Annotated in this window: 10 protein-coding genes; 6 read left to right on the top strand and 4 right to left on the bottom strand. The window is 26.7% G+C overall.

Annotation, left to right across the window (positions count from 1 at the left end; all coding sequences use genetic code 4):
• Together ACXX85_RS02575 and ACXX85_RS02570 are read right to left on the bottom strand one after the other, a co-directional pair.
• Positions 1–3,411: a lipoprotein 17-related variable surface protein gene (locus tag ACXX85_RS02575; RefSeq protein WP_458560558.1), complete on the bottom strand. Its 3,411-nt coding sequence runs from the start codon at positions 3,409–3,411 to the stop codon at positions 1–3.
• 184 nt (positions 3,412–3,595) lie between these two features.
• Positions 3,596–13,357, bottom strand: coding sequence for a hypothetical protein (locus ACXX85_RS02570; protein WP_458560557.1), 9,762 nt, complete (start codon positions 13,355–13,357; stop codon positions 3,596–3,598).
• Positions 13,358–13,608: 251 nt separating this feature from the next.
• Between ACXX85_RS02570 and nadE the strand changes: the two genes are divergently transcribed.
• From nadE to ACXX85_RS02545, 5 genes are all read left to right on the top strand, one after another.
• Positions 13,609–14,337, top strand: coding sequence for an NAD(+) synthase (gene nadE, locus ACXX85_RS02565; protein WP_458560556.1), 729 nt, complete (start codon positions 13,609–13,611; stop codon positions 14,335–14,337).
• Between the two features lie 84 nt (positions 14,338–14,421).
• On the top strand, positions 14,422–14,904 hold the full coding sequence (locus tag ACXX85_RS02560) for a hypothetical protein (RefSeq protein WP_458560555.1): 483 nt from the start codon (positions 14,422–14,424) through the stop codon (positions 14,902–14,904).
• Complete coding sequence (locus ACXX85_RS02555) at positions 14,891–15,136, top strand: hypothetical protein (protein WP_458560554.1); 246 nt, start codon at positions 14,891–14,893, stop codon at positions 15,134–15,136. Before ACXX85_RS02560 ends, ACXX85_RS02555 begins: the two co-directional genes overlap by 14 nt.
• Positions 15,129–15,326 carry an N-6 DNA methylase gene (locus ACXX85_RS02550; protein ID WP_458560553.1) on the top strand — a complete coding sequence of 66 codons (198 nt, stop codon included), beginning with the start codon at positions 15,129–15,131 and terminating at the stop codon, positions 15,324–15,326. Before ACXX85_RS02555 ends, ACXX85_RS02550 begins: the two co-directional genes overlap by 8 nt.
• A complete protein-coding gene (locus ACXX85_RS02545; protein ID WP_458560560.1) occupies positions 15,304–16,092 on the top strand; it encodes an Eco57I restriction-modification methylase domain-containing protein in 789 nt (262 codons plus the stop codon). Before ACXX85_RS02550 ends, ACXX85_RS02545 begins: the two co-directional genes overlap by 23 nt.
• 579 nt (positions 16,093–16,671) lie before the next feature.
• On the opposite strand, the gene ACXX85_RS02540 is transcribed toward ACXX85_RS02545, so the two are convergent.
• On the bottom strand, positions 16,672–17,679 hold the full coding sequence (locus tag ACXX85_RS02540; RefSeq protein WP_458560552.1) for an IS30 family transposase: 1,008 nt from the start codon (positions 17,677–17,679) through the stop codon (positions 16,672–16,674).
• Positions 17,680–17,907: 228 nt separating this feature from the next.
• Positions 17,908–19,065 carry a hypothetical protein gene (locus ACXX85_RS02535; RefSeq protein WP_458560551.1) on the bottom strand — a complete coding sequence of 386 codons (1,158 nt, stop codon included), beginning with the start codon at positions 19,063–19,065 and terminating at the stop codon, positions 17,908–17,910.
• A 420-nt stretch (positions 19,066–19,485) separates the two neighbouring features.
• Here ACXX85_RS02535 and ACXX85_RS02530 point away from each other — a divergent pair, with 420 nt between their 5' ends.
• Positions 19,486–20,205 (top strand): N-6 DNA methylase, encoded by a 720-nt coding sequence (locus tag ACXX85_RS02530; protein WP_458560550.1) that lies wholly within the window; start codon positions 19,486–19,488, stop codon positions 20,203–20,205.
• Positions 20,206–20,705: the final 500 nt, after the last annotated feature.

The raw sequence follows: 20,705 nt of genomic DNA, 5'->3' as shown, positions 1-20,705 counted from the left end.
TTATCTTTCTTTAACATAAGGCATTAAACTTGAAATATGCACATATTTAGGTTGTTTTCCTTTTTCAAATACAACTCTAATTGCTGTTACTTCTTTTTTAATGTCTATTGTATTATGAACGTGTTGAACACCGTGGTGTCATTGGTTTTTCTTAACAATTGTATTCATATTTGCTCTTTGTCAATTGTTATTATTTGCTGTTTTATATTCTATATGATAGAATGTTTGATCTTTATAGTAAGAACCATCTCTAATAAAGATTAATTCTAAGTTATAAACATAAATTGGTTGATTGTTTTTCTTAGTGATTTCAAAATGAATATCTTGTTTTGGATTTGCATTTGTGTATCAATAGTTTTTACCAAGATACCCTCAAGATCCAACTGGAATAAATACATATTCTTTTTTTCAACTTGAACTAGGTTGTGGTGCACTAATATTTCAAGTAGCTGATCTATGTCTATTATTATAATCTTTATCTTCAGCAACAATTTTATTAAATCCGTTAAATGTTAATGAAACAGTATCAGATGCATTATTTTTAGTTACTCTAAATTGTAGTGTTGCACTTCCTTCAAAATCTTTTAATGATTGTGCCTTATTTACAACAGTAAATTGCACGTCATCTTTTTGATCGTGATATTGCAATACTTGTGGATTTAATTGAATTTCACTTGGAATTAAGTTTTTGTTAAATAACTTATCAATTTCTGCTTGATATTTTTGCTTATTAGCAATAACTCTTGCAACAATTTGTTTATCGGTTTCAAAACTTCAACTTAATTCTGTTGCAAAAGGTTTAGAGTGATTATCTTTTGAAATAGTTCCACTAATAGTTGTAGTTCTAATTCCTGTTTCTTGATTCTCACTTACTGCACTAAATGAACTTAGATTATATTGATATTGACTATCAGGAATATTAACAGCAAAATCTTCAATTACATATTCATTAAGTTTTTTGTTTTTAGATTCAGGTTTAATTACTAAAGCTAAATTTTGAACTTTTTCTGTTAATAATTCATCATAATATTGCTCTTCAGTTTTGAAGTTAGTGAAATTATCAATAATGTAAGTTTTACTTTTTTCTTCTTTTGTTATTTTAACCACAATAGAAATTGATCTTTGATCTTCATTTATACTAAAACTTTCTACTGAATAACTTAAATTATTATTTGTATTATTAATTGAAAAGTTTTCTTTTTGAATTTTACTAAATCTTAAATTAGAGTTATTTATACTTACATCTAAGTGTGGAGCATTTTCAAATTCTTCATCAACTGGCTCACTAACTACTGGTTCTTCTGTAGTTGGTTCACTTGCAGTGTTTCCATTTGGTTCTGATACAACAGGTTGTTCTTCGTTTGATGTTGATACTGCTGGTTCAACAGGTTCTGATGAATTATTTGAAACTGGTTCATTATCTGTTGTTGTATTATCGGAATTATTTGAAGGGTTTTCTGTAACTGTAGCAGGTTCATTTTCTGTTGGTTGTGAAACGGTAGTTGTGTCTGTTTTATCATTTGAATCAGTGCTTGAAGTTGTTGTAGGTTCTTGAATTGAATCATCAGTATTTACAACTTTAGAAGAATCATTTGAAGAAGGTTCGCTTGAAACAGAAGGTTGTTCATTATCATTTAAAGTAGTTGGTTGTTCTACTGTTGGTTCTTCTTGCACTGGAGTTACTGGTTGATTTACAGCAGGTTCTGAATCACTATTAGTTGTAACAGGTGGATTTTCTTGATTTGTTGTTGAGATATTATCATCTGTATTAGTTATATTTTCTTGTTCATATTGATATTGTTTAATATAAGGCATTAAACTTGAAATATGTGTGTAATATGTTGGTTGTTTTCCTTTTTCAAATACAACTCTAATTGCTACAACATCTTTTTTGATATCAATTTTGTTATGAATATGTGGAATAGCATTATGTACTTGATCTCACTTAACATTTGTTGACATATCTGCTTTTTGTCATTGTCCATCTGGTGTAGTTTTATATTCAATATGATAGAAATCATTGTCATTATAATATCCACCATAATGCATAAAGATTAATTCTAAATTATAAACATAAATTGGTTTATTGTTTTTCTTAGTAATTTCAAAAACAATATCTTTTGATTTATCTGAATTAACATATCAATAGTTTCGCCCTATTTTACCACCAAGACCAACTCTTGTAAATACATATTCTTTTTTATAACTTGTACTATCTGATTCTGGTGCATTAATATTTCAAGTAGCAGATCTATGAGTATTATTGTAATCTTTATCTTCAGCAACAATTTTATTAAATCCATTAAATGTTAATGATAATGAAGCAGCAGAATCATTTTTTCTTACTTCAAATTGTAATCTTGCAGTTCCTTCAAAATCATTTAATTCTTCTGCTCTATTAAAGATAAAATACACATCTTCTTTTGAATCATAATATTGAATCTTTTCTGAACTTAAAGATATTTCAGCAGGGATTAGTTTTTTATTTAGAATCTTATCAATTTCTGCTTGATAAACTTGTTTGTTTTTTATTACCCTTGCTAATACTTCTCTATCTGTTTCAAAGTTTCAAGTAACTGTTTTGTTAAAACTTTGAGAATGATTATCTTTAGAAATAGTTCCACTAACAACAGTAGTTCTTATTCCTGTTTCTTGATTTGATTGCACTGTTGAAAGTGAAGTTAATTCATAAGTAAAATTATTATCTTGGTTATTTAGTTCAAAATTATTGATGGTATATTCATTTGCTTTTTTATTTTCATTACCTGCAATAAGATGCACTTGTAATGCTTCTGTTTTAGAATTCAATAATTCAATGTAATATTGCTCTTCAGTTTTGAAGTCAGTAAAATTATCAATGGTGTAAGTTTTACTTTTATCCGCTTTTATTATTTTAACAACAACAGAGATTGATCTTTGATCGTCATTTAGTCTAAAACTTTCTACTGAATAACTTAAATTATTATTTGAGTTGTTAATTGAAAAGTTTTCTTTATGAATTTCACTAAATCTTAAAGTGGAGTTATCAATATTAACTTCTAATTGCGGAGCATTTTCAAATTCTTGATCTCCTGATTCAACTATTGGTTCTTCTTTTTTATTTTCAACAGTGGTGGGTGGATTTTCTTTTGAAGGTGATACTGATTTTTCTGTTTCTACTTCTTTAGGTTTTACATTTGTTTCTGTTTTAGTTTCAATTTCTTCTTTTTTCTTTTTTTGAATAGAACCATTTTCATTAACTTTTGGTTCTTTATCTAAATTTGTTTGGTTATTTGAAGTTGCTTCAGTTGGTTGAATGGAAGTAGGTGTATCGTTTTTTTTGAAAAAATAATATCCAGCAACCGCTGTAGTTCCTGCTGCTACTGCAGTAGTTGCAATTGCAGATAAAATTATTTTCACTTTTTTACTCATTAGAATTCCCTTCTTTTGACTCTATTATATTTATAAATATAATAATTATATCATTTTTAGCAAAAAAACAAATTTTTATAATTTTTATGGGCAAAAATGCACTAAAAAATAGAAAAATTTTCTTATTTTAATGTCTTGATAAAACAGAAAAATACATCCTAAAGCTAGAATGTATTTATTAAAATTATCTTTTGAATTGAATTTCTTTGTATGAATTATCTACTTCTGTTCAGTTCATTGGGTATAAGAAAGTTCCATAACCATTTCTTGAGAAAATAACATTTACAAATCTAAGTGTTTCATTTTCTTCTGGTAATTGAGAAAGTGGAATTGTTGTATTTTTAAGATCAAATTCAATTTCTGCAGTGTCATATTGATTTGTTCCATCTGCACTAGGTCTATAAGTAATATTTCTTAAAAAGTCTAATCCTTGACCATTTTTATCTCCAAATACATATTCATCACCTTTTGAATTAACAAATAAAGCATAAGCAATAAATCCTTTACCATTATTTGTATCTGTATTTAATCCACCAGTAGGTGGGGTTGTATTTGGTAAATCAATAATTGCTTTTAATTTCCCTGTATTTTCATTGTATTCAACTCTATTTAAAGAAATTTTTCCTTTGTCATAAACTCCGGTGTTAGAGTTAAATATTGTAGGTCCAAAATTTAAATCTCAGAAATTAGAACTTCCATCAGCGGTTCCTATGAAACTTGTTCCAGAACCAGTTAATAAAGGACTTTGATAATTTTCTCAAACAGTAGATGATTTAGAAGCAAACAGTGTTTTTTCATTTTGAATTTTAAAGTCATTTAAATCAAAGTTGAATATTTTAGCAATTAAATAATCACGAGATGCTTCATTTCTTGTTCCACCTGCTGTTATTCTAATTTTTATATCAACCATATCAGCATTTTCACCAGTAGTTTCACGATTAATTCATAAAATTTCTTTCTTAAATGCTTTTGTAACGTTAGTTCAATCTCTACCTTCTGCTCTAAATTTTCATTTGTCTAATGGTGGTAAATTATTGTTATTTAAATAGTTTCTATTTGGTAAATCACCATCAGGATAAGGAGTATTAAGTCCTGCAGGTCTTGTAGTTCCATAACTTGCAATTGCTCATCATTGATTTTGTTCTTCGGTTGTTGATCTATCTTGTTCTAATCCAGAATTATAATAGAAATTATTTCTACTTAATCCTGCTCATGCTTGTCCTGTAAAGTTAATAAAGGATTGTTTAGCTCTTAAGATAAAACTTAAAGCATTACCTGTTGTTGTAGGTTGTTCATTTGTGAGTCCATTTGGTGATAAAAATTCTCTTCTATTATCACTAGGAGCATAATTATATGCTCCAGTTGCTGAACCAAAGTTAGTTAAGGTTTGTTTTGGATCGTAAACTTTAAGATTGAATTCAATATCATAACCAGTTGTAACAACACCAGAAAGAGATGTAGTTACATATCTTTCTTGAGTTTCTAAGTCGATAGTACTTGTTGTATTATTAATGATTTTTTCATTAATAAAGGTTCCTGAAATTGAATGAGTTTTCTCTAAGTTATCAAAGTAGCTAAAGTCTATCTCTAACTTATTAACTCTTCCTACTCATTTAAGGATATCTCCTTTAATATCAAAAGTTAAAGTTGTGGTATTAGTTGAGTTATCTCTTGTATAAGAACGATTAATGAATTGTAAATCACTTACAATTTGTTCTGATCCAGATTTACTATTTTTAAGTTGGAAGTTTCATGAGTTAATTAAGTTTGTATTTAAAGCATCGTTAGGATCACTAAAAGTTACACTAACATGTGATAAGAAGGTGTTATTTTTACCTTCTGGGTTATCAGTTGAAGTTATTTGTGCTCCAGTAATAACAGGACGTGCTATTTTGGTTTCAAAGAATTTGGTTTCGTGTGCTGAAATATTAATTGAATTAGAAATACTAAAGGTTATAGCGTTTTCATCTGGTTGTGATTTTAGTCCTAATATTTCATATTTTTTACCTGATTGCACGTCATTAGAATCTAAAGCAAATGTTACAGTAGCAATTTGTCCATTTAAAGTAACGGTTGCAGCTGTTGCATTAGTTTTAGCGGTTGCTGAAGTTGTATCTTCTGCTTCTTTATAATATAGTTTTACTTGTTTATTATTTAAGTATTTATCTTTAGCTGCAAAAGTTAAAGTGACATCAACTCTATTTGTTGTGTTATTAGCATTACTAATAGAAGTAATAGTTGCAGTATTACCTAATGTAGTAAATTGTTTATTTTGTTCTGTTACACTTTCATAATAATTTAAAGTATTATTATCTATTTTTATAGTGTCAATTGTATATGTTGTTTCTTTAGCTAAATTTCTAATTACAAAAGTTGCTACTTGATTACTATCAACTGTTGCATAAATATCTTGATCAATACCTTGAAGTCTTAAAATAGCAAGTTTTCCTATTACTCTTGTTGGTTCATAATCTTTTAAGGTTACAGTTAATGTAGCACTTTCTTCTTGCGTTGTGTTTGCAACTGTTTTAATACCTACATAAGAAGCAAATTCTGTATTTACTCCATTATCTATATTAAATCCTACACTTTGGTGAGCTGAACCGCTTCCAGGCACTGTATTTTCAAAACGAATTACTCTGTATTTTTTACCATTTTTTAAACCACTTAAATTAAATACAGCATTGTTGTTTTCAATAATTACATCAGCAGATAAAAGTGGTTGACCCACAAGGTTATTAGAGTCATCTAATTCTTGATAAACTACTTTCAAGTTTCTTGTATTTACATAACTATCAATAGTTGCAATAGTTGCAGTAATTCTTGCTTCTGTATTTATTATATTAGAATATGCAATATTAGTAATTGTAGCAGTAGTTCCTGAAGTACTAAATTGTTTGTTTTCTACAGTAATATTATTATCTCAACTATATGTATTATCACCTATAGTTAAACTTCTAACATTGTATTGAGTGTCTTTATATAAATTACTTAAATCAAATCTAATAGTTTTATTTGTTTTATCAAAGAAAACATTTTGAACTGTATTATAAGCACTAAAATCAGTAGAATCAGGTGCTCCTTTTGAAAGAACAATTGTTCCTGTAGAATTATCTGCTATATCAGAAACATCACCTTTTAACCTTATTGTAACAACAGCTGTTGTTTGATCTATAGTTCCTTTTGTTATTAAATCAATTACAGGAGTTGTACTAAATGTTTTAATAACATTTTGTTTGTATTGATTTTCAGTTAAAGTAAATGCTGGAAATGGTTGATTACTTATGCTTATACTTACTTCTTCAATACGTACAGCACTAATTTCATATTCAGCACCTGGTTCTAATCCTGTAATATTTAATTCTAATTTTTTTGTATTAGCATCGATTTGTCCTTGAATTGTTGCAGGTGTATCGTTTGTCCCTCTTTTTCTGTAAGATACAGTAATTCTTTTTCTATTTCTTAATAAGTTTTCATCTGCTTTAGCAAAACTTATAGACATTTTTGCACTTGTTGTAGTTTTTTCACCATATTCAATATTTGTAACAGTAGCATAATTACTATTACTATTAAATCTTGAACCATCAGCTAAATTGTATCCAGTTGGTGAGTTAACAGTAGGAACTCCATCAATAAGAATACTTACGATTTGATATCTAGATTCTTTGGAAAGTAATCCTTGAAATTCTATTCAGAAAGTGTTGTAATCTCTGGGTGCTACTTGATTAACTGCCATTTCTTCATATTTACCAGTTGCTATGTTATAAATTCTTAATTTAATAGCACCGGGAATATTTTGTAATCTATTTCCGGGATTTGCAGCATTAATAGCAACTAAATCTTTTAAACTACTTACAGATGCTTTAACAGTTACTCTAGCACCATTTTCTTCCACAACATTACCTTCTGCTGCACTTAAACCGACATTATATCCAATAACCCCATCTGGTGTTAATAGATCTTTCATTTCTGGTGTTAAATTATTAGCAAAACTAATTGTTATATTTTCATTTGTATCTACTGTCTGTAAACTTTCAATTCTATATTTTGCCCCTTGTATAAGTCCTTTAAATGCTACTGATCTTGGTTCAGTTCCATCGCTTGTAGCAGTTTGAATATTAGAACTATAACTTGAAGTATTATTAATTTGATTTCCGTTAGCATCAATTCTTCCTTGAAGGATGAATTTGATTGTAGAACCACGAACAATAATGTCTTGACCATCTTGTTTTGCTACTGTAATAGCATCACCGTGAACGTGTACTCCGTTGTCTGGTTGTACTTTGTAGTATTTTAGTTTTAGTGCTTTACCATTCATAAAGGAGTCAACGTCAGAGTCAAAACTTAGTGTTACTTGTGCTTTTGATTTGTTAGCATCTAATCATTTATAACTAATACCTGTAACAGTTGCAGTTGTTGGTTGTGTTCTAAAGGTTTTAGCACTTTCTTGAACTGTGGTTTCGTATTCAAGAATTTGAGCAGTTGAAGAACCAATACTTAATCCTAAAATGGTGTATGTATCATTTTTAGGTAATCCAGTTACATTGAATGTAACTTGGTGTTGATCGTTAAAGTTAGCAGTTGACTCTACTGTAGTGATGGCATTTGTGGAGTTGTTTACAATGTGCACAAATGCTTTTTTGTTTACAAGAGAAGTGTCTTGAGTTTGTAAAGTCATTGTGAATGATGCTGAATTTTCAGTAGTTGTAATAGCACTAATTGCATTAATTGTTGATAAAGTACTAAAGATTTTATCACTTAGATCTTCTAAACTAATAGTTGTATTAGTATCATTATTTTCACTAATGATTACTTCAGTTAGAGTATAACCTATTCCTGAAGATAAGGTTTTACTATTTATTAATGTTTGAGCATTAACATTAATGATTAATGAACCTTCATCATTAATTGTTGCTGCAGTAGTTTCAAACTCTTCACTTCCTTTTGTGAATTTAAGTTTTGCTTGTTTATTAACTAAATATCAATCTTTGTTAATATCAAAGTTAAGTGATAATAATACTGAATCTTTAGATGCTTCAATAGTTTGTAAACTAGTTGCTCTTGCTTGTTTAGCAGTAGTTTTAAATCTTCTAGAAGCATTGTTTGAATCATTTATTGTACTATTAAATTCAATAGTAGTTCCATCTACTATTACTTCATCAATAACAAATTGATTATTTTTATCTAAGTTAGTTAAGTTAAAGGAAACAGAGTTATTAGTAATGGTTGCATCAGAAGTGTAAAGGGTTTGTGAACCATTAGTTGCACTACTAATAGAAACATTTGCTATTTTACCATTTAGTGAATGTAATCCATCACCAAAAGTTAAAGTTAATCCTATTTGTGTATCACTGTCATTTGTTGTAGGAACAGTAGAAGTAATAGCACTTACAACTGGTAAGGTTGAAAAGTCTTTATTAACATTAGTTTTAAAGTCAACGCTTACACCATCGATGTTAATAGAAACCGCACTAAATCCTGCTCCTTCTTCTAAGTTGTCTAAGTTAAAGGTTAAGGAGTTAGTTGCAGAGTTAACTATAGTTGCACTTGATGTTTGGTTAGTGCTTCCATCTTTTTTATTAATGTAAGTTAAAGTTGCACTTTTGTCTGCAAGGAAAGTATCCACAACTCTATCAAATTGGAATGTAACACTTGTTGAAGATTTAGTTTTACTATTTGCATCTTCAATAATACTAATTACAGTTGCACTTGTTGCACTTGTAGTAAAGTCTCTAATTCTATCAGTTTGATTTTCAGTTGTAAATGATTTATCTAATTCAATAATTCTGTAATCATTTGCAGATTCTTCTAATGAAACATCTTGTAAGATGTATTTAGTGTTTTTATCTAAAGACTCTAATGTAAATGTTGCACTGTTATTTGTAACAGTTGCAGTAGCGGTTTTTAATGTTCCGTTTGCTGCTGAAGCAAATTTAATTAATGCTTGTTTATTATTAAAGGTTTTATTAGTGTCAGCATTTTTAAATGTAACAGTAATAGTTGCATCTTGTTGATGCACTGTTGTTGCTACAACATTTTGCACTACTCCTAATGTGTAGAAAGTAGTAGAATCGTTAGTAATATTAGCAATATTATCAATTGTAATTCTGCTTGCGTTGTATTGTGAACCTTCTTCTAAATTAGTTAATTCAAAATCAGCGTGAATGGTTCCAAGAGTGTTTTTAACAGTTGCAGTAGCAGTTTGTTCACTTCCGTCTTGCACGGTGTAATGTAAAGTTACTTGTCTTTCATTTAAGTAAGCATCAATGTTATCAAATACATAAGAAACAGTTGCAGAATTTTTAGTTACATCTTCAACAGTAATTCTGGAAACAGCAACATTAGTTGCAGTTGTATTAAAGGTTTTAGCAATTCCTGTTTTGATTGTAATGTCTTCAAAGTTAGAGTTTAAAACATTAACTTTAACTCCTACAACTTCATATTCTGTAAATTTATCTAAATCGCTTAAAGCAATAGAAATTTGGTTATTTTCAATTGTTTGACCTGTAGTTAAAGTGGTTGAATTAATTTGACTAACAGCGTTAGTTGTTTTATTTAAAATGGAAAGAATTACATTTTTACCATTGTAGTTATTTTGTGAATCAGCAAAGTGTACTACTACTGTAGCAGTTCTTTCTGCTACGTCATTGAAGTTAAATGAATTAACAAGTGGTCTTGTATAAACAAATCTTTTATCTACTTGCACAGAAGATGCAAAAGCAATGCTAATTGCTTCGCTAGAACCATCTGCTAATGCAAAGTTAGTAATGTTGTATTTAGTTCCTGCTTCTAATGTTTCTGCGTGGATTCTTAAAATTCCACTTTGTACTGTTCCTCTTGCAACTACTGTTTCAGTAGAATTATCTTTGGTTAATGTAACATCTACTTGTTTAGTATCCATGAATTTGTCGATAACATTATCGAATGCTAATTCAAAAGTTACATCATTATCACCATTAGTAATTTGATTTAAGGAAATTACTTTTGATGTTGTGGAAGGTGTTGTAAATTTATTAGTTTCTTGATCAAATGAAGTTATTCTTGGTACTTCAATTCCGTTAATTGAAATTTTATCTAATGTGTAACTTGTAACTTTTTCTAAGTTATTTAAAGTTACAGTTACCTTTTTAGAGTTGAATTGATCTAGTGTTAAATCTTGTTCTACAAAGGCAGAAACTCCATCTGCATTAGTGTATGCTACTTTAATTTTACCTTGAGCTTTTAAGTATGCAGGATCTGCATTAACAAAGCTTAAGTCAAAAGTTGCAGAATTTTCAGTTAAATTAGTTCTGGTAATTAAAGAAACTGCTGGTTTAGTATAGAAAGTTTTATTAGAATCTAAAGTAGTAGGGATAACAAAACGGTAGTCTGCTTCTTGTAATGCTTCATTTCCTGCTGCTGGTTCAATGTGTGGTAATAATTTAGTTACTATGTATTTTTTACCTTCAGCTAAATTAGTTGCATGAGCATTAGCAACTCCTAATTCATCAATAGTTGTTGTTACTTTTTGCTCTGTAGCGTTTGCATCATCTGCTTCTTTAAAGTAAACATCTACTTTTTTATTAATTAAAATAATGTCAGAGTTTAAATCAAAGGAAAGTAGGATATCTGCACTGGTTTCACTTTCGTTTTCAAAACGGATGTTTTGCACATCAAATTGTTTTGCAGTTGTAGTAAAACTATTGTCTGCTCTAGAACTTACTTCACTTCCATAGAAAGTTGGTAATTCAATATCAAATTGAATTCCTGTAATTTGGTATTCTACACCTTTTAATAAACCAGTTATATTAAAGGTTACACCATCTTCATTGATTTCAACTAATTCAGTTGATTTAGGTGAAGATTGTAAAGTTTCTTGTCCTTCTTTAGAATTATTTACTTGGTAAATTAATTTTGCTTTTCTATGTGAAGGTGATTTAGAACCATCTTCTGCTTCGGTTGTAGTAATAGTTTTAATAGCATCAGCAAAAGTTACTTTAATAGTTGCACTAGTATCAGTAATGTTTGATGATTCAATTTTTCTAATTCTTGAGTTTGTAGTAAATTCTTTTTGGCTTTCATTATCTGCTTTTAAAACAGTTTCAATATCTGTTGTATCTTTTAATCTTACAGATAGTAATTTATAAGTTGTACCTGCATCTAATGGTTCTGCTGCTGGTGTAGGTGTTGCCAAAGCATCATCTGTATTTTTATTAATAGCAGTTGAGTTTCCTCCAAGTTCAAAAGTTGCTTTTAAAGCATTAGCAACAGCTTCAACGGTGTATTCTTGCTCACTTGCAGGATTAATTTTTTTGTAAGTTAAAACAAGGGTTTTTCCACTTAAAAAGTTGTTTTCTGGATCATAAACTAAATTAACAGTAGCAGAGTTGTGTCCTGCTTTTGCAAATCCTTGAATGTGTAAATCTGCTTGTCCAACAACTGTTGTAAATGATCTTAAGTTTTCATCTTGATCAATAGCATTATTAAAAGGTAAATTGAATGAATCTTCTGGGTTGTTTTTTGGTGTAATTTTTACTTTAGCAATTTTATATGTTATTCCTTGTAGTAAATCGGTAGCAGTAAAAGTAGCGGTATAAACATCTGCTGTACCTTCTTTTTTAGTTAAAACTTGTTTTTGAATTGCTTTATCATTAAATGGTTCTAATGAAACTTCAATAGATGCACCATCTAAATTTCCTTTATTTTCTTGGGAAATAATGTCAATTGTGAATGTTTTTTGTTTTGGTTCTCTTGGTCCAAAAGTAATAGCACTTACTGCTTCTTGAGTACTAAAGAATAATGCTTTAGAGTCTGGTGATCTTAAAGTATCTTTAAATTCAACTGAAGAGTCTGCTGCTTCAATAGAAACAATTTCGTATTCTGTTCCTTCTTGTAAAGTTGATGATGCATTTTTGGCATTAAAGTCAAAAATAGATGAGTTACCAATAACGGTAGAAGTGATTTCTTTTATTTCACTTGTACCTTTGATTTTGTATTTTAATTTTGTGCTTTTACCAACTAATGAAATTTCTGGTTCGTCATTTGATTTTAGAAAACCTACTGAAATTTGTCCAGTATTTGTTCCCATTTTAATTGTTTGCACGTTATTTACTTCTAGTTTAACTGGTTTAGTTTCAAATGTTGATTTTGCTTCAACGTCATAAGGAACGGCAATTTCTCTTTGTGAAACAATCCCGTTGTATTCGTTTTCATCAACGATTGCTACGTATTCAATTACATATTTTCTTGCTGGTTGTAATCCCTTGATAACAAATTGTGCTTTTCCGTCTTTAATTTCAACAGCTTGGTCAAAAGAAATTCTTGTTTCGTCATTTTTAATATCGCTTGGATTGTCAGAAGCATTTCCTTGTGACACTGTTGTGTAGTGGTATTTTAAAATTGCTTTCTTACCATCTAGAGATTTAATTTCATCAGCAAATTTAACAGTAACTTGTTGTTCTCTGGAGTTTAAACTACTTGTTTCAAATTGAGAAACGTTAGCTTTAGTTACAACTGTTTTTTTGTTTTCGTTTAAAACATTAAATTTCTTTTTCTCTTTTGTAATGCTTTTTGAATCAGTTTCAAAAGAAATTTCATATTGTCTACCAGCTAACAGTTTGTTTTCAAATCCAGTTGAATCAAAACTTCATTTTCTTAAACTCTCAACATATCTTGCATCCCCAGATTGCACAACATTTTTGTTTGCATCTAAAATGGAAACTTTAATAGGTGTTCCATTCAGTCTATAAGTTTGTTCATCACTAAAAGCAAAATCAAAAGCAACACTAGTATCTGTTGTTTTTGAAAAGTTTTGTTCTATATCAATAACATCATATTGGATTTCTTTTCAATTTTTAAAAATGAAAAAAGGAGCCAATATACCAGAACCTATAACCGCTCCACCAAAAGCTAAGGCAATTATAGCCGCTAATTTTTTAGTAAATTTTTTATTTTTTTTATCTTCCATAACTTGTCCTTTTTAGATTTATTTCAATTTTTTTACTAATTTTTTCTTACCAAAAATTTATGGTAAGATTTCTATTAAATTATTATAAAAATAATAATCTAATATTTATTACATTAATAAATAACAAAATTTTACCACATTTTGCCAAAAAAATCATAAAATAAGCAAAAGAGCACACTAAAAGTGTTTTTTTGCTAAAAAACTGATTTTATTTTAATTTTAAAAGTTTAATGTGCTAAAATTTTTGCACTATGAATGTTCAAAAATATACAGATTATTTAGTTAAATGATTGCAAGATGAAGTTGCAAAAGCAAACATGAAAGGTGTTGTTGTTGGTATCTCAGGTGGGATTGATTCTGCTCTTGTAGCAACACTTGCTAAAAGAGCTTTTCCAGATAATAGTTTAGGAATCATAATGCCTATCAATAGCATGCAAAATGATCAAGAAGACATTGCTGCTCTTGTGAAAAAATTTTCTTTAAAAACTGAAACTATTTCTTTAAAAGAAACTTACCAAACATTAGTAGAAGCACTACCTTTAAATGATAAATTAGCTCTTGCTAATATTAAACCAAGATTAAGAATGACTACTCTTTATGCCTTTGCACAAGAACATAAATATCTTGTTTTAGGAACTGATAATTTCTCTGAAATGTATCTTGGTTACTTTACTAAATATGGTGATGGTGGAGTTGATTTATTGCCTATTGTACAACTAACTAAAAGTGAAGTAAGAGCAATGGCAAGATATTTAGAAATTCCAGAAAGTATTATTAATAAGACTCCAACAGCAGGTTTATGAGAAAACCAAAGCGATGAAGCAGAATTAGGTTTTACTTACAATGATTTAGAAACTTACTTTAAAGACAAAAGTAAACTTGATTCAAAAACTATAACCTTAATAGAAAAACAACATAAAATCAGCGAGCACAAAAGAGTTGCTTTACCAAGACCAAAACATTATAGCGAAATCAATTAAAGTAGGAAAAACAAGGCATTTTTCCTAAATTAGTTTTTTTCTTTAATATTTTTAAGCAAAAATGAAATATTTAAGCGGGAGAGTATGACAAAGATAGAAAACGAAAGCGAAAAAGATAAAAAAATTATAGAAACAATTATTTTTGCAATAGTTGAAGAAATCAAAGTTTCTAATATTTCTTTTTCTAAAAATTTTGAAGATGGAAGAACAAACTCAACAATTAATAAAAAAGAAATTTTAAAATTTATTTTAGAAAATCAAAAAATCAAATCATTACTTAAGAAAATGGAATTGAAACTAACAGATAGCAAACCAAGAGAATGATATGATTTAGCCATTGAAGGTGAAACTTCTGAATATTTTGTTCCTATAAACTTAAAAATAACCTCCCTAGACAATAATTCTGGTGATAATTTGAATTCAAAAGGCGGCATTTATTTTGCCTTAACTGGAAATAAACCAGATTTTTCAAATCAAATAAATTGAAATGATTATTTTCAAAAACTTCACGACAATATTAAAGAAAACTACAAGGATTATTATTTTTTAATCATTGATAAAAAATAATTTAAAAGAATCATTCTATACTTCTTTAAAACAAATAGAAACCTTAGTTTCCAACGGAAATAATTTACCATTTCAGTGTATTTGAAGTAAAAATAAAAATTTAAAATATAGAACTTATAATGAAGCTAAACAATTTATTTTGCATTACCTAAGAGAAAGTATAGAAAAAAGAGCAAATATATTAAATGATTTTAACAAATACTTTACAAAAAAAGATGATGAAAATGAATAATATAACACAATTAAATAAAAAGAATTTAGGTCAAGTTTTTACTCCGGAATTTATTGTTAAAAAAATGATTAAATTAATATCTATACAAAATCCAAAACGTATTTTAGAACCTTCATCCGGAACAGGTAATTTTTATTATAAATTAAAGGAAAAACAGCAATTCGGAAATTATTGCAATTGAAAAAGATAGCACTATAAGCCATAAAGAAGCCATCATTGATTCATATTTTAACTCTAACTTTAAAAGTGATGTTATAATAGGAAATCCCCCTTATGTAGACTTTAAAAACATTCAAGAAAATTTGCATTCAAACTTTCTAAATCATAAACCTAATTTATTTTATTTTTTTCTTGAAAAAGCTTTATTTGATTTAGAAGAAAACGGAGAATTAATTTGAATTATATCAAGCAAAATATTTTCCAATAGTAGTGCTAAAAAATTAATAAAACATATATATGATAATTTTTCCATAACATACTGAGAACCGATTTCTGAAAACGTATGAGAAAACGCATCAGTGCCTACTTCTATAGTAAAAATAGTTAAAACTAAAAATCATCCTAAAAAGTTAGAATATTTTTATAATAATGGAAAAATTATATTTGGTAAACCTTTAGAATTAAATCATAAAATAGTAGTAAAAGTAGGTGGTGCTTCTGGTTTTAATAGCAAAATCAAAGAAGGACTTTCAGAATTTATAAATTCACAAACCGAAAGAAAATTAAAAACAACAAAAATATCTTACGAACCTGAAAAGTGGATAAGACCGACTCCTAAAAGTCCACATAATTTTTCTTTTCAAATTTTTGTTAATTGTTTAACAAGAAAAGAAAAACCTTTTTATATTTTAGAAAATACGCAAGAGAACAAATTTATACATTATGATGCATCAGTTCTTTCGATTTACACTTTTTTGTTCTCTTGATGAAACTATGGAGATTCTTGAAAAACTTAATAATTTTGATTGAGAAAAGGCAGGAATAAAAAAAGATGGCAGATTTCATTTTTCTCAATCTTTATTAAGTTCTATTGTTGTTAAATAAAAAAGAAATCATAATAAAAACAAATATAAGAAATTAAATTGCTTATTTTGATATTATTTGTTAAAACTAGAAAAAACAATAATAGTTATTCAATAATTATTTAATAGAAATCATTAGAGTTTAATAACTTTATATTTTTTCTTTTAATAATTGATACTAATTTAAAAAAATTTAAAATTATTTGCTGTTATTTAAATAAAATTAGCGGAATTATTAAATATATTAAAAATTTAAATTAGTTAAAAAGAAAAAATAAAAACTGCTTTTAAAAGCAGTCCTTAAATGAAATATAAAGTGCACCAGTGTTTTTATAACCTATTTGTATTTTATATTAATTTAATAAAATGCTTAGCATTTTATTTAGAAAGCCCCTTTTTGTAATAAGGGGTTGGGGTAAAAAATTCCCAATAACGTAGTTGTTGGGTTTTTTCCTAAACAAATAAATCAGGTAGCTTTTTTGCTTCTTTTTTGCAAAAAAGAAGAATAAATTATTAAATTTTTTTCATTTCTTTTATATATTCTTCATATGCACATTTTCCATCTAAAATTTGTCTATCCATATAATTAATCCGTCTCTCTAGATTAAAAATTTCTTCTTTAGTAACATTATTAAAATCTGTTCCTTTTTTATAAATTCTTCTAATTATCCCGTTAAAATGTTCATTTGTTCCTTTTTGAAAGGAAGCATAATTATCAGTTTTATATATTGCAATATTTAATTTTTTTGCAAGTAATCCAACAGCTGAAAATTCAATACCATTGTCAAAAGTTATAGTTTTAACATGAAGACCTAGGGTTTGAATTCTTTCAAACAAAACTGTGTTTATATAAAAAGGGTTTTTGTTAGAAACTTTAACAATAATTCCAAATCTAGTTTTTCTTTCTACAAATGTTAGCAAATTGTAATGACCGGTTTTCTTCTTGCCAATCACTAAATCTGCTTCTCAATGACCGAATTCTTCCCTTAAATTTATGGATTTTGGTCTAGATCACATAGGAAAAACATATTTTGCATCAATTAATCTTTTTCTTACATCTATTTTTCTTTTTCCTCCTTTTACATAAAATTTTCTTAATCTATGTTTAGGAGTTAAAATTCATTTTCCTGTGTTTATTCAATTAAAAACCGTTCTTAAAGAAGGTATTTTTATGTCTTTTATGTTATTCTTTATTAAGTTATATGTCATAATAATTCCACATGTTTCTTTTTCATAATGACTTTTAAAAAGAATATTAAATTCCTTATATTCATTCATTTCATAAAAAAAGAATAATCTTTTATGTAAAACTCTATTTCTTGTTTTAATTTCTGCTTCTTTATGATCGTAAAAACCAAAACTATTAGAATTTCTTTTTATTTCTCTTGAAATAGTTGAGTGACTAACATTTAAAATTTTTGAAATTTTTCTTATTGAAAATTGTTCATAAAATAATTTTTCTATTAAAAATCTTTTTTCGCTATTTAAATGAGCATAATGTTTGGTTGTAGTATAATTCATATTGGTCCTTAAATTAAAAAGTAGTGGTTATAAAACTTTTTTGGCCACTTTTTTTATACAAAAAAAATCAAGTGTCCCATACTTTAAATTTTACTTTAAAGTGGTGCACTTGATCTTACAATTAAGCACTGCTTTTAAAAGCAGTTTTTTGTTTAAAGGAATTCATACCTCTAAACTTCTCACACCTGGTGAGTTAGGCCATATACAAATATATTCTACCATATTTTTCTAGAAATTTAGAATTTTTTCTAATTGTTCTATAAAAAAATAATTTAAACTATATTTTCTGTTTTTTAAAAAAATATCAAATCTATAAGGGAAATAATTAAAATTATTAACTTTTTTTAAATAATTTATTTTATTATAAAACACAATTTTATTGATTTCTTTTATATTTAAAAAACATTCTTTTTCTATATATTTCAAATAAAAATATTGTAAATTTCCTTGATGAGCAATGTGGTTTCTTAATTTTCTTGTAAAATATAAAAAATTACTAATTTCATCAAAACCTAATTTACTTGGAAAAATAGAATCAAATAGTTTATTATCTTTACTAATTCCAAACAAAAAAAATAATAAATTATTTAATAATCCAAATTCAAACTTTTCTATATCCTTTCAAATAAAATTAAATTTTAAAAATTTTTTTTCAATGCTGGAAATTAAAAAATTATATTCTTCTATTCTTTTTTTTCTTTGATTTAAAAATTTTGTAATTTTTCTTTGTTCATTATCATCGTTCAAATTAAAATCCTTGAACAATAAGGATAAATTTTTTATTTCTTTTAATAAAGTTTTTTTATTTTTGTTAACAGAATAAAAAAACTTTTCGTTATTATATTTAAATATTATTTTCTTACTATGAAATTTGTTATTTTCAAATCTGTATTCAAATTCTGTTTTTGGAGCATTTTCTTTTAAAAAATCAAATCAATTACTATTATAATTATTATTTGAATTTAAATGTATATTTTTAGCAATATAATAAGCAATTTGTGTCTTCATTTTAGCTTCTATTTCTAAAATTTTATAAAATAGTTTAATTGCTAGATTTTTATGATTTTCATTTATTTTTTTCAATAATTTGAATGAATAATCATTATAATATAAGTGTTTTAATCTATTTTCATCAATAAATAAATCCTTTAAAGTAAAAATATTTTCTTTTTTATAATTATTTCATTTTTCCTTAATTTTGGTTAAATCAAAATTTTCAATTTTCCTTGCAAATGCTATTTTATAAGGAGTAATAAATTGAATATAATTATTACTCTTTAAATAATCTGTTGCTTCATTTTCATCTTCTATTTTCATTTTCTTATCATTTTTTAATTTTGCAACTTGTTCTTCAAAAGTTAAAAATTTTTTTATGTTGTTTTTCATACTATTCAATTATATATTTTTTAATTTTTATGATTAAAAAATTGTATAAATTATTAATCAAAATAGAATGCTGAAACAAGTTTTTGTCAAAAAAAGTAATGCTAAAATAAAATAAAGTAATTAATTGATTAAAAATGGTTGTTGCTTTTGCTGATGCAAAAGGTCAAAAATTAATTTTTGGTATTAATGATAATGAGCAATTTAAATTAATCCACTTTGATATATGTAAAATTCTTCGAATTTAACGACTTTTTGCCAAATCCTTGCTTTTTTTGTAGAATTAAAGTTAGGAAAAAAAGAAAGAGAATTTAGAGAATAAAGTGCGACAATTTATTTTGCATTACCTAAAAGAAAGTATAGAAAAAAGAGCAAATATATTAAATGATTTTAACAAATACTTTACAAAAAAAGGTGATGAAAATGAATAATATAACACAATTAAATAAAAAGAATTTAGGTCAAGTTTTTACTCCAGAATTTATTGTTAAAAAAATGATTAAATTAATATCTATACAAAATCCAAAACGTATTTTAGAACCTTCATCTGGAACAGGTAATTTTTATTATAAATTAAAGGAAAAATACAGCGATTCGGAAATTATTGCAATTGAAAAAGATAGTACTATAAGCCATAAAGAAGGCATCATCGATTCATATTTTAACACTAACTTTAAAAGCGATGTTATAATAGGGAATCCCTCTTATGTAGACTTTAAAAACATTCAAGAAAATTTGCATTCAAACTTTCTAAATCATAAACCTAAATTATTTTATTTTTTTCTTGAAAAAGCTTTATTTGATTTAGAAGAAAATGGAGAATTAATTTGAATTATATCAAGCAAAATATTTTCCAATAGTAGTGCTAAAAAATTAATAAAACATATATATGATAATTTTTCCATAACATACTGAGAACCAATTTCTGAAAACGTATGAGAAAACGCATCAGTGCCTACTTCTATAGTAAAAATAGTTAAAACTAAAAATCATCCTAAAAAGTTAGAATATTTTTATAATAATGGAAAAATTATATTTGGTAAACCTTTAGAATTAAATAATAAAATAGTAGTAAAAGTAGGTGGTGCTTCTGGTTTTAATAGCAAAATTAAAGCAGGACTTACAGAATTTATAAATTCATAAACCGAAAGAACATTAAAAACAACAAAAATATCTTACGAGCCTGAAAAGTGGATAAGACCAACTCCTAAAAGTCCACATAATTTTTCTTTTCAAATTTTTGTTAATTGTTTAACAAGAAAAGAAAAACCTTTTTATATTTTAGAAAATACGCAAGAGAACAAATTTATACATTATGATGCATCAGTTCTTTCGATTTACACTTTTTTGTTCTCTTGATGAAACTATGGAGATTCTTGAAAAACTTAATAATTTTGATTGAGAAAAAGCAGGAATCAAAAAAGATGGAAGATTTCATTTTTCTCAATCACTGTTAAGTTCTATTATATTCACTAATAAATAATAATAAAATGGTATAAAGAAAAAAAACAATAAAATTAATCAAAAAATGGGTGATTTTGAACTTTTTTACTATTTGCTGAGAAACTTGATAAAGCATAATTATAAATGTAAATTATTAATCAAAATGTCCTTTTTTTAGCGATATGAAAATAATAATTATT

This window comes from Mycoplasma sp. Z386, from assembly GCF_054343375.1.
This window is presented reverse-complemented; position numbering and strand designations above follow the sequence as displayed.